The organism is Oscillatoria sp. FACHB-1406, from assembly GCF_014698145.1.
Classification (GTDB): domain Bacteria; phylum Cyanobacteriota; class Cyanobacteriia; order Cyanobacteriales; family Spirulinaceae; genus FACHB-1406.
Window position 1 is genome coordinate 14,486 of the sequence record NZ_JACJSM010000007.1, and the last position, 11,917, is coordinate 26,402.

At 44.0% G+C, this 11,917-nt stretch carries 12 protein-coding genes; 6 read left to right on the plus strand and 6 right to left on the minus strand.

Going from position 1 to position 11,917, the window contains the following annotated elements; all coding sequences use genetic code 11:
* Nucleotides 1-10 precede the first annotated feature (10 nt).
* Nucleotides 11-616, plus strand: a complete 606-nt coding sequence (locus H6G50_RS09425) for an aminodeoxychorismate/anthranilate synthase component II (RefSeq protein WP_190715548.1) — start codon at nt 11-13, stop codon at nt 614-616.
* Between the two features lie 276 nt (nt 617-892).
* Here the strand turns inward: H6G50_RS09425 and H6G50_RS09430 are convergent, their stop codons facing one another.
* The 3 genes from H6G50_RS09430 to H6G50_RS09445 all read right to left on the minus strand — a co-directional run bounded on the left by H6G50_RS09430 (nt 893) and on the right by H6G50_RS09445 (nt 1,964).
* Nucleotides 893-1,063 carry a hypothetical protein gene (locus tag H6G50_RS09430; RefSeq protein ID WP_190715885.1) on the minus strand — a complete coding sequence of 57 codons (171 nt, stop codon included), beginning with the start codon at nt 1,061-1,063 and terminating at the stop codon, nt 893-895.
* 135 nt (nt 1,064-1,198) lie between these two features.
* Nucleotides 1,199-1,402 carry a type II toxin-antitoxin system HicB family antitoxin gene (locus tag H6G50_RS09440; protein ID WP_190715552.1) on the minus strand — a complete coding sequence of 68 codons (204 nt, stop codon included), beginning with the start codon at nt 1,400-1,402 and terminating at the stop codon, nt 1,199-1,201.
* A gap of 157 nt (nt 1,403-1,559) precedes the next feature.
* On the minus strand, nt 1,560-1,964 hold the full coding sequence (locus H6G50_RS09445; RefSeq protein WP_190715555.1) for a hypothetical protein: 405 nt from the start codon (nt 1,962-1,964) through the stop codon (nt 1,560-1,562).
* Between the two features lie 242 nt (nt 1,965-2,206).
* Between H6G50_RS09445 and H6G50_RS09450 the strand changes: the two genes are divergently transcribed.
* Together H6G50_RS09450 and H6G50_RS09455 are read left to right on the plus strand one after the other, a co-directional pair.
* The gene (locus H6G50_RS09450; protein ID WP_190715557.1) at nt 2,207-2,470 is read left to right on the plus strand and encodes a helix-turn-helix transcriptional regulator; all 264 of its coding nucleotides are present in this window, start codon (nt 2,207-2,209) and stop codon (nt 2,468-2,470) included.
* On the plus strand, nt 2,467-3,384 hold the full coding sequence (locus tag H6G50_RS09455; RefSeq protein ID WP_190715559.1) for a hypothetical protein: 918 nt from the start codon (nt 2,467-2,469) through the stop codon (nt 3,382-3,384). Before H6G50_RS09450 ends, H6G50_RS09455 begins: the two co-directional genes overlap by 4 nt.
* On the opposite strand, the gene H6G50_RS09460 is transcribed toward H6G50_RS09455, so the two are convergent.
* Nucleotides 3,350-4,438: a DNA methyltransferase gene (locus tag H6G50_RS09460; protein WP_190715561.1), complete on the minus strand. Its 1,089-nt coding sequence runs from the start codon at nt 4,436-4,438 to the stop codon at nt 3,350-3,352. The genes H6G50_RS09455 and H6G50_RS09460 overlap by 35 nt on opposite strands.
* Nucleotides 4,439-4,675: 237 nt before the next feature.
* Between H6G50_RS09460 and smc the strand changes: the two genes are divergently transcribed.
* The 3 genes from smc to H6G50_RS09475 all read left to right on the plus strand — a co-directional run bounded on the left by smc (nt 4,676) and on the right by H6G50_RS09475 (nt 10,708).
* Nucleotides 4,676-8,281, plus strand: a complete 3,606-nt coding sequence (smc, locus tag H6G50_RS09465) for a chromosome segregation protein SMC (RefSeq protein WP_190715563.1) — start codon at nt 4,676-4,678, stop codon at nt 8,279-8,281.
* A gap of 82 nt (nt 8,282-8,363) precedes the next feature.
* The gene (locus H6G50_RS09470; protein ID WP_206756564.1) at nt 8,364-8,978 is read left to right on the plus strand and encodes a cold shock domain-containing protein; all 615 of its coding nucleotides are present in this window, start codon (nt 8,364-8,366) and stop codon (nt 8,976-8,978) included.
* Complete coding sequence (locus H6G50_RS09475; protein WP_190715567.1) at nt 8,975-10,708, plus strand: hypothetical protein; 1,734 nt, start codon at nt 8,975-8,977, stop codon at nt 10,706-10,708. Before H6G50_RS09470 ends, H6G50_RS09475 begins: the two co-directional genes overlap by 4 nt.
* A 42-nt stretch (nt 10,709-10,750) precedes the next feature.
* Here H6G50_RS09475 and H6G50_RS09480 read toward each other — a convergent pair whose 3' ends face one another.
* Nucleotides 10,751-11,356, minus strand: coding sequence for a Uma2 family endonuclease (locus H6G50_RS09480; RefSeq protein ID WP_190715569.1), 606 nt, complete (start codon nt 11,354-11,356; stop codon nt 10,751-10,753).
* Nucleotides 11,357-11,466: 110 nt separating this feature from the next.
* Nucleotides 11,467-11,916 (minus strand): ATP-binding protein, encoded by a 450-nt coding sequence (locus H6G50_RS09485; protein WP_190715571.1) that lies wholly within the window; start codon nt 11,914-11,916, stop codon nt 11,467-11,469.
* Nucleotide 11,917 lies beyond the last annotated feature (1 nt).

Sequence of the window (11,917 nt, forward strand, 5' to 3'; positions counted from 1 at the left end):
CTAAAACCGAATGATTCTTGTTATCGATAACTACGACAGCTTCACTTACAACTTAGTTCAATATCTTGGCGAAATAGGTCAAGAACTCGGGGTTGCATCAGAGATTCAAGTCTATCGCAACGATTGCATCGATATCGATAAAATTCTTCACCTCAATCCCGACGGAATCGTCATTTCGCCGGGGCCGGGGCGACCGGAGGATGCGGGCATTTCTTTAGAAGTTATCGAGCGTTTGGGGCCGACAATGCCGATTTTAGGCGTATGTTTGGGTCATCAAAGTATCGGTCAAGTTTTTGGTGGAAAAGTTGTTTCTGCTCCCGTCCTCATGCACGGTAAAACTTCAGAAATTCAACATACAGGGGTTGGAGTTTTTCAAGGTGTAGAGAGTCCATTTTCCGCCACTCGCTATCACAGTTTAGTTATCGAAAAAGAGAGCATTCCTGACGTTTTAGAGATTACAGCTTGGGTTGAAGACGGCACGATTATGGGAGTCCGACATCGCCAGTATCCCCACATCGAAGGCGTACAGTTTCATCCCGAAAGCGTATTAACGTCATCGGGGAAGACTCTACTGCGTAATTTTCTGGAATCGCTGCCCGTGCGAGAACTTTCATGAATTGACGTTATTTTATTAGATACAGAATAATCTTTGATGTAATGACGCTGCGATATAGTTCCAGCACCTCGATTAACGTCAGAAAACGCATTATACCAATTTAAGATTACGTTGCCTAGAATCAACTCTCCTAAATTCTCAGGATAGCGGTGCGTTACGCTTCGCTAACACACCCTACTTTTCATTCTATGCAGCTTCACATCAATCTGGTATTATGCTAATCGCTGATATAACTGAGAATTTTTGGTTAGCACATCATTAGCTGCATCAAAAAACTCATTCTTTTGAGAATTGAGCCAATCTTCTAAGTTTGCCTTCTATCTGCCAAGTTTCGGCTAAAACTCGAAAGCGAATATCTTGGGTAAAGAGAACGCGCTTAAGCTCCGTCACTCTGACCAAAAGCCGATCGTCAGGTAGTTCCGTAGTTCCGTCCTCAAAGGCAGTCAATACGTCTACGTCTCGGCATAGAGAGAATTTTTTCTACTTGAGGATTTTCATAAATATGATGGCTTCCAGTAATCCTCTGTAAAATCCAACCTTTTCGCTCAACAATCTTGCAAAGTTGTTTTCCGGAAATGGACTTCATACAGCAATTTCCACAACTCGAGCGCTTGAGTCTACATTCTTCAGCTTGTTAGCAACGGTCAACCAACCCTCAATTGCGTCACGTAAATTTTGCATCACCTCATCTAGGGTATCTCCTTCAGTGATACACCCTGGTAGTGCTGGCACTTCTGCCCAATAACCGCCCTCTTCTGCTGGATGAATGACTGCTTTAATCTTCATAGACTGATTCTTTAAATAATTTGACTTAATTATAGCGAGAGCGGAATTTTCAGAAAGATTTGCACTCTATTTGCCAAATCAATCCTTTGATTTTTGCTTTGTTTTCTCCTTGAACGCTTCATCTATGTGCATTGCCAGTCATGGAAAATATTTATTTTCAGACAGATTTATCCTTCCTTGGATTGCTCTCATTATGCCGATTGTACGTCACCCAGAAGGCCACAATCGGACTCATGACACCAACGCTGGGAGCCAGAATATTGATGAGGCTAATACTGCCAATCAGGATTGGGGAGGGATGAATCAATGGTTGATTTTGAGCATCGCGTCCAAAATTTTGCTGTCCCAGATCGGATAACCAGCCAAATGCGAAAATGTTGATGCTGAGTACCACTGAGGCTGCGATCGCCCATCCCTTCAAAATGCCAGGAGACAGATCTCGGCGAACAAAAACAGAGAGCAAAAAGAAGCCTAATGCTAGTATCCCACCAAGAGTTAAACCCGCGATCGCCAGACTGACAAGAGCGATCGCTTCAAAATCTCCAGGGTAAATATCCATCATGGCAACGATCGACACTCAATCTCTCCCGATCTCTAAGTTTGGCAGAAAGCAATAGCTAACGGCTAAAGTGAGCGGCGGCAGATAACCCATGTTTCACCACCAGTATATCTTGCCCGTCCGCTTCATCGACTTGTTGGGCTGCGTCACTACTGAAGTTTATTGAGGCAATATCCCAGTTTGGGATTATCCGAAAATAGGTTTATTGTACTTGATGTACACATGAGTGCTAAAGCCAAAGCACAATGAGATTTATTTCTAGCCATGAGTATGACATATTTTGTCGTTGTATGATTGCGGCTCGCAAGGACGCGCAACTTACTCAAGAATCTCTCGCTAAATATCTTCAAAAACCGCAATCTTTCGTATCAAAATATGAGAATGGTGAGCGACGCTTGGATGTTGTTGAGTTTCTTATAGTTAGCCGCGTAATTGGTGTAGATCCTTGTGTTCTTTTGAGTAAGGTTGAACAGCAAATATTTGAAGCGTCCCGTGAGGAAAAACTATGAACACACCGGATGTAATCAGACTTGCATCTCGATACCTTGCTAATTTAGCAGGGCATAAATTTGATGTTTTGGAGGTGTCTAAACCTGTAACTGTTGATTCAGCAGTTAATTTAGCCAAGGTAATCTCAAAGCTTTCACCGTTTCTTGGAAATTTAATTGAATTTAACACTGTTGAATTTTTGAACAAGCAAGATGATTTTTTTGAATTCGGAAAATGGAAGAGACAAGACCCAGGATTTCCAGACACTATTTTTGTTGGAGACGTTCAACCAACACCAGGATTAGAGATTAAAGCATGGTTTCCGTTAGCGACGGAAATAACTGCACGATTCAAAGATAGCCAAAATCACTTTCAGTTCGATCAAACTTATGTTGCAATGTTGGCATGGCTACCTGAGAAAATTATTTATGGAAAACCGTACATTCTAGACGTTTGTGTTGTATCTGGCTTATCAGTGGCTTTGGCTAGAGATACTCATTATCATAATCCACCAGACTATCTTATTCTAGAACCAGAAGATACAACCCAAAGAACCGCAAATCTTCAGCAAACAAACACCAGTGGTTATAAGTTTCAAGGTTCTGCCGATGAATTTTTAGAGGCTCAAAAAATAGTTGCTTCATGGGGTTCTGAAGCGAAAATCTATAAGCCAACTAGAGAGTATCAACAACTTCTACGAGAGTTATTGGTAGGGTATAAGTATAGACTGGATACTAATTTTGCAAAGATGGATAGGATTGTACATCCTGGTATTGAGGAGTTTAAGGAGCGTATTTATAATGTCGAAGTTTCCGGTATGACAGTAGGAGAATGGAATAGACTGTTATCAAGTCGTCGAGAAGATAGAATCAGAAAATTGCTCCAGGAACATCTAGAAATTAGAGAAGAGAATATTGATGAACTTCTTGATTAAATCGCTGGACTCCATAATAGAAGTAGTCTGGATCGATTTCACAAGAATAGGCTTTTCGGTTAATTTTTCTTGCTGCCAAAGATGCACTGAATAATCCTCCAAAAGGCTCCCAGATTATATCATTTTCATCACTTGAAGATTCAATAATCATACTCATCAAATCGAGAGGTTTTTGGTTAAAATGCAATGCCTTGCCAGAATTTGTTTTAACTCTTTCATTACCTCTCAGTGCTTGTCGTTCCCATACATTAGTAAAACCATAAGGGCATCTAAATTTCGAGCGCATTTTGCTCCATTCCTGCCCTGTTAAAGATTGATTACCATCTAATGAGAAGTAAGGCTTTCCTTCAGGACTACCATGTTCATTCGCGTAATTGACCAGCTTTTCAAACATTTCTGGAGGTGGAAAGTACCATAAGTGTCCCCGATCGAAATATTTTCTAGTCGCAGCATCTACTACGCCACACGCATCGTTTGCTCGTCGCAATGGTAATCTAGACCGTTTCCATTCATGTAACAACCAAGTCTTTAAAGTAAGTTCATTGAGTTTAACCTCTCTCACGTATTGAACGCATACCTCTGTAACTACTGGGAATCTACGGATTTTTTCTGTGTTAACATTTCCGGCAATATGACCCTTGCCTTTATTCCAAACATTGCAGTTAACATATCGCCAACCATACTTTTCTAAAATTGGATGCACAACAGCCCAGCCAATTTCTGAGTTCCAGAACCAGAGTGTTGTGCATGGCATTGCTGCATTTGACCATGCTTCAATATGAGGCTGATACCAATTGGGTAAATCAATGTGATCGGACGTATCTCCTTCAAAGCCAAGAACACCATAAGCTCCGTCTGAAACGATTACAGTAGGCTGCTCCCAGTTCTTGTAACATTCAAGACTGTCACCTAGCAATAATGAAACGCGTTCATCGCTCCATTCAGAGAAATTGAGTTTGGTATTTAGGTTTACAACCTTACCGCGCCCAACTGTACTCGTAGCTTTTCGTTTCAAAACTTCGGTAGAACTAGCTTTTGAATTAGATCGACTCATTTATTCTTGTAGCGCTTCAAATCCTGACGTATGTACTTTATCCCATTTTAGGATATTTGCATAGAGAGAAACACTAAAATTAATGGAGATTGCCGAAAAACTTCCAGTCCGTGGGAGTTTTATAGCAATCCATCTAGTATGCAGATATCTCTTCCTCGCGAAGATGGGCGCACCCGGAAAGTGCAAGATCGCCTATCATAGGTCAGAATACGCCTGTTCCCACGCTAACAGCGCCCGATGGTTCATATTAAGCGCGTCGAACTCTCACACTTTAAGTCCTTTGGCGGCACGACTCAGGTGCCGTTACTGCCCGGATTTACGGTGGTTTCGGGGCCGAATGGTTCGGGAAAATCGAATATCTTGGACGCGCTGCTGTTTGCGCTGGGTTTGGCGAGTTCTAAGGGGATGCGGGCGGAACGGTTGCCGGATTTGGTGAACCACAAGCAGGCGCAAGGACGCAATACGGCGGAAGTGAGTGTCAGCGTGACGTTCGATTTGGAGGGGTTGGAAGCGGGTGCGATCGCGGAATTTGCCCGGATTCCGGAGGAACAGGACGCGCTACCCGCCTTGGAATGGACGGTAACGCGCCGGTTGCGGGTGACGAAGGGGGGCAGTTATTCTTCGACGTTTTATATCAATGGCGAAACTTGCACGGCGACGGAGTTACATCAGTTTTTAAATCGGCTGCGGATTTACCCGGAGGGGTATAACGTGGTGCTGCAAGGCGACGTGACGCGGATTATTACGATGAATGCGCGGGAACGGCGAGAGATTATCGATGAGTTGGCGGGGGTGGCGGAATTCGATCGCCAGATTGGGAAGGTGCGCGAAACTTTGGGGGAGGTGAAGGAGCGGGAGGAGCGCTGTCATATTATTGAGGAGGAGTTGACGCGATCGCTCGAAAAGTTAGCAGCAGATCGAACCAAGGCGGAAAAGTATCAGAAGTTAAAGGAAAAGATTCAGGAAAAGCAGCGCTGGGAAGCGGTATTGTTATGGCGATCGCTGCGAGAAAAAACCAGCGTCCTACAAGCGCAGATTGAGGCGGGCGCGATGGAGGAGTTGCAACTAACGGCGCAACTGACAGCGTTAGAAGCAGAAATTGGGGCGAAAAGCACCGAACTCGATCGCCTCAACGCACAAGTCAAAGCCTTGGGGGAAGAAGAACAGTTATCCGTCGCCTCGAGCTTAGCGACTCAAAAGGCGAAATACGCCCAATTACAACAACAGAAAGGGGAACTCGCCGCAGCGCGAGAAGAAACGCAAACCGCGATCGCGCGCGCTAAAACGGAGATCGAGCAGTACGAGGCAGAACGAGAAGCCTTGAGCGCCGAATCTCGCCATTTACGAGCGGAAACGCTGACGCAGTTGCAATCGGAACGCGATCGCGCCCAAACGACCCTCGAAACCGCCCGAGAGCGCGCGACAGCCATTGCTGCGGCTTCTCAAGCTTGGGTTGCCGAGCAAACCGCCCTCAGCAAGCAAGTTAACGAACTCCAACAACAGCTTAATCCCCAACGTACCGAACAGGCGCAATTAGCAGAGCGCGATCGCCAACTCGCCCAAAAAATCCTCGATCTCCAACAACAGCGCCGAGGGAGCGAAATTTCCCTCGCCACCCAGCAAGAAACCACCGCCCAATTAAACCCCCAAGCCTCTCAGCAGCATATTTGGGAAATTGCCGAACGCCTCGCCGCTTTAGAATCGGAATGCGCCCTCGAGCAGGAAACGCAAAAGCGCTTGCAAAACGAACAGCGGGAAAAGCAGCGCCAACTCGATAAGCTCGAAGCCACCGCCCAAGCGCAGCAGGAAAGTTTGGGAACCTACGCCAGTCAAGCGATTTTGCAGGCAAATCTGCCGGGAGTTTGCGGGTTAGTCGCTCAATTGGGGCGCGTCGAACCCAGCTTTCAACTGGCGCTGGAAACCTCGGCGGGAGCGCGTTTGGGGAATATTGTGGTGGAGGATGATGGGGTAGCCGCAGCCGCGATCGAATTGTTGAAACAACGCCGCGCCGGACGTGCGACGTTTTTGCCCTTGAATAAGATTCGCGCGCCGCAGATTCCGCCGGCGACATCCTTGCGTTACGCGCGCGGATTCGTTGACTATGCGGTGAATTTGGTGAGTTGCGAACCCCGCTACCGCGAGGTTTTCGCTTATGTGTTCGGGGCGACGGTGGTTTTTGAAACGCTCAATGACGCGCGATCGCATTTGGGACAGTTGCGGATGGTGACGTTGGAGGGGGATATCCTCGAAAGTAGCGGCGCGATGACGGGGGGAAGTCAGCAAGGGGCGCGATCGACGCTACATTTTGGCAAGGCGGACAGCGGCGAGTCGCGAGAGGTGCAGGCGTTACGCGATCGCATTGCAGAGATTGATGTTATTGTCAAGCGTTGCGAGCAAAATATTAGGGAGAAAACGGGCGCGATCGCGGAATTATCGAGCGCGCTAACGGAATTGCGCCAGCAGCAGCGAGAGCAACAGTTGCGATTGGAACAGGGGGAAAAAGAGCGCGATCGCCTCGTGCGAGAACAGGCGAATTTAGACGCACAGTTAGGACAAAATCAGCAAGAGTTAGAGAAATTGCAAGCGCGGTTGCAACTGCTGACGATGGAGATTCCCCAGCAGGAAGTCCGCCTTGCGCAACTGCAAGAACAATTAACGCAGTTGGAAGCGTCGCAAACCCACAGCGAGTGGTTATCGATGCAGCAAGAAATTAAGCGTCAGGAAGGCGAGTTACAGGAGAAGGAAGCAGCGCTGCGAGAAGCAGAAGCAAGGTTGCAAGGGTTGGAGAATCAGCAGGTGCGTTTGGGCGAGAAAGTGCAAGAAAGTCGCGATCGCATCGAACGAGAGCAAGCGCGCGAAGTGCAAATTGACGGGCAAATCCGAGAAACGGGGGAACGTTTGGGGGGACTCGAAGCGCAGATCCAAGCCACAGAAAGCCAACTAGCGGAACTGACTGCCAAGATGGGAGAAGTGAAGGCAGAACGCGATCGCGCCGAGACTAGCTTACAGAATATAAAGAGCGATCGCCAGCACCGCTCCTGGCAACTCGAAAAACTCCAACAAACCCAGCAAGAACGCCAAGAAACCCTTACCCAACAACAAGAACAACTCAACATTCAACGCGAAGAACTCATCGCCGCAGAACGTTGGGAACTCGCCACCAGCGACGAAACCCCCGAATCGCCACTTCCCCTTTCCGAACAACTCGAACAATTGCAACAAGAAATTCGCAGCGGACAAAAGCGCCTCGAAGCGATGGAACCCGTGAATATGCTTGCCCTCCAAGAATACGAACGCACCCAAGAACGCTTGCAAGAACTGACTGAAAAAGTAACGACTTTAGAAGGCGAACGAACCGAACTGTTGCTGCGAATTGAGACTTTTACGACGCTACGATTGCGAGCTTTTAAAGAAGCGTTCGATGCAGTGAATGAAAACTTTCAGCAAATTTTTGCCACCCTTTCTGAAGGCGATGGCTACCTCGAATTAGAAAATGCTGAAGATCCCTTTGTGGGCGGATTGAACCTCGTCGCCCACCCCAAAGGTAAACCCGTGCAGCGTCTCAGTTCGATGTCCGGCGGCGAAAAATCCCTCACTGCGCTTAGCTTTATTTTCTCCCTACAACGCTATCGTCCTTCGCCGTTTTATGCGTTCGATGAAGTCGATATGTTTCTCGATGGCGCGAATGTCGAACGATTATCGAGCATGATCAAACAGCAAGCAAAAGATGCACAATTTATCGTCGTTAGTTTGCGCCGTCCGATGATTGAAGCCTCACAGCGCACGATTGGGGTGACGCAAGCGAGAGGCGCGCACACGCAGGTTTTGGGGATAAAGTTGTAGGAAAGTGTTAGAAAAGATTAGCAGGCTAAAGTTATTTTTAATTCAGTAGATCTTTATGAAAAATAGGAGCAATGTTGAAAACATGAATATTGGCAAAATTGATTGGTTTGGAGGGATTAACAATAAAACGGGTCAAGTTAACAATTTTGGCTTTATCAAGCCAAGGGAGAATGAGGGAAGTGAGGGAATTTATTTAAACAGGAAGAATGTTCCTCCCGAACTACAAGCTCGGTTAGAGCCAGGACTATATGTTGAATTTGAACTTTATGAAGACGATTTAGGCAGAAAAGCAGCAATCTTATTGGATTTGGTATACTGCGTCGGAGTTGTGAGTTGGTACAAAGACGGTAGAGGTTATATCAATTGCGAAAATAGACCTGATGTTCGAGTTTTAGATGCGGAGTATCTACGAAAAGACGATATTGTATTTTTTTCTCTCAAACACAACGCTAAGCTTAACAAGGATGAAGCTGTTTTAGTCAAAAAGATATTGCCCTCCGAAGAAGACCGCTTTATCATTGAGAAATGTGCAAACAGTAATATACCGAGTATTTATAGACAGTTCCTCCTAAACTACGCCTTGACTTTGCCAGCTTCAGAAGCAGTAGAATTAATTTTAGAACGAGTTGAAAAACTTAATATTGGGGAGAAAAATTCATTACTTAGAGGACTAATAGAGGAGGGAAAAAAATATTGATTAGCTCGCCCGAACTTCGCAAACATTTTATATTTAATAAAGCTCCTTACTTGGAAATTAATTATACTTTAGTATCAGATTTTGTCAACCAGCACATTGAGTCAAAAGAAGAGCCATTATTTGCTCGTCAATTGCTCGATGAAGTTGTGGATTCGCTCCGAAAAGCTGATGATAATATGCGTTTGATTTATTGGAAACACATTCGTATACTTTCAAGGCGATTAGAGTATCAGGGAAAGTTTTGGGATGTTGCACCGCTCAATGAGAAGAAAAAAAAGATTGAAGAAAAGTATTCCGCTTTTTTCGAGCTTTTAGAGCAATTCAAGCAACTTAAATATCCTTTTTCTGATGCCTTATCTTTACCTTGGAAAGATGTTTATAATTTCGACAGTATAGATAGAGATATAGTTTCAAATTGGTGTTCTGATGAAGCTGATTATTCTGATGAAGCTGATTATCAGGATAAATTAGCTAAAATGACTTCCGCTCGTGGGGCTGAGAAACTGGTGTTAAAGTTTTATGAGAAACTGGGATATACAGTTGAGGATACTTCCAGTCACCAAATTACCGGAGAAAGTGAAACTTGGTTGAAAGGAGATATTAAGCTCAACTCTAAATTTTTACTTGATGTTAAAAATGCGAGGAATCCCGTTAATTCAGATACTTATTCTGAATTTTGCGTCCCTACTTTTAAAAAAAATAATAAAAAGGGGCGAGAGCAGGATGTTTGGATTGCTGCCGTTTTATCACCTTATCTTCAGATAAAATTCATGAATGGTAGGACTGAGCCTAATTTTCGGGTTAAGAACCCTGTCTTTCTTGGAGTAGTTTCTCGTAAGATATTAGACCAGTTAGAGAAAATATTTAATAACAATATGCTGACCATCGATCTACGAAGGAAACTTGACTCAAACAAATATTTGCCTCCTTGGTTGTTCGATTATGGAAAATGCTTTTATGTCGAACAAGAAAAAGTTACATCTGCTTTCTTAAGCTTAGATGATTCGGATATTCCGGAATGGGAAGATATGAGAGTATTAGATAAAACACAGCTACCTCTTCTTATGGCAGCTTTTATAGCAGCAAAAAGAAAATTACCGAAAAAATGGAATATAGAAAATGAACTGCCTCAATGGCAAATTGATTTTGCAAACGAATTAATTGAATTGAATGTTAAGAAAATTTCACTCCCTTATTTGTTTTTAGCATTACTCAAGCATTTTTTGAAAATGGTAAAGTGTGAAGATTCAACCTATTCACCAGAAAAATACAAAGAATTATTATATTTTGAAATTGGCAAAAAGCACCCGCTTGGAATTTACGATCCATTAAATATAATTTTGGGATTCTGTAATACATTGCAAACTTTATGGGAGCATCGAAAAACTGCTAACTTAAATGAGTTCAAAAGCTTTAGCTTTAAGGGTTATGGGATATTGAAAGGAAAAAGAACCTTAAACAATGATTGGATAACTCTACTCGCCTATTGCGGAGGAGAAGTTCCGAAGAAAGGAAAGTGTGGATACAGACCTCTTGTTATCGGAGAACATGAGAACTGTCCCGTTTGCGGTCGTTTAATTTGTCCTCAAGAAAACTGTAACTTTTGTGAAGAGGGGTGTATTGAATATAAATTGAGGAGAACGAGATCGAGTAATCTTAATAGCTCGGGAATAAGTCAACTTAAACCGCCTTCTTATACTTCAAAAAAAACAACTCATTATTTTTGGTAATCGAGCTAGCTATTCGAGCGTTTTTTAAAGTCTTTTTGCAACTCACACAATGCTAAAAATTTGCTCTGCGGTCAATTTTAATTGAGGAAAAGTGGGAGAAACGATACAATCTTTAGCTCGAAACAGTTGAGATTCATATTCTCCCTTAACAAGGCGATTGACTGTGACAGTCGGCAGTTTTTCCGATCCGATAAATCTTCGTCCGCCCAAGCCTAAATAATCGACAATCCAATATTCTGGAATTCCCAAAGCTGCATAATCTTCTGCTTTCCGGGCATAGTCATTCTGCCAATTCGTACTGACAACTTCTGCTACCAGTTTAACCGAATTCCCCAACGTAATAATCGGTTCCTTTTGCCAAAGCGGTTCGTTGGTGAGTTCGGTTTTATCGAGGATTAATACATCGGGGCGGAAGGCTGTATTTTGTCCGAGAAGTTGAATCAGACAGCGCGAGGGTAAAAACCAAGGTAGATTTAAGCGATCGATTTCTACATTAAATTTACGAAGGAGAAAAGCGACAACTTCTTCATGAGGTCCCGTAGGTTCCATCTCGATTAATTCTCCGTCAATTAATTCATAACGGTAATCATCGCCATAGCGATCGAAAAAAGCCTCAAGGTCGAGAGAGCAAACGGTTGTTACCATCATAATCTTTTCCTGACAACAGTAAGCCGAAGTTTCGTTATAGACCCTCAATACAAGCTAACGAGTTAGTCCTAAAAGTTACCGATACAACTTTTAGGATTAGATGTCTTCATTTATCCCTTAGACCTTAAATATTTCCGCATCACCAAGCAATTGCGCGCATCGCTACCGCGCGTGTAACTGAGTTCGTCGGTGAGTTTGCTCATAAAGAAAAGTCCGCGTCCCCCTTCTCCTTGACCCAGCGGATCTTCTAGGCTGCAATTGAGTTCCCTTAACTTTGCGTGGAGATCGAAAGGTTGCCCCCAATCCCAAATCCGAATTTCTAGATATTCAGGAACGACTTTCACTTCAACTTCAATAGTGGTTGTTAACGGTAAATCTTTATGAGCGTGACGGACGGCATTAGTAAATCCTTCAGCTAAAGCAATCTGACATTGCCAGTATTGCTCTTCTGAAATTAAGGGTGTAACCATTTGCTCGAAGCGCTGAAGGATTTCATTAAGAGCGCCGAGTTCTGTTTTAAGTTGAAGCTGAAGTTGCTGGGGAATATTGAAATCTTGCATT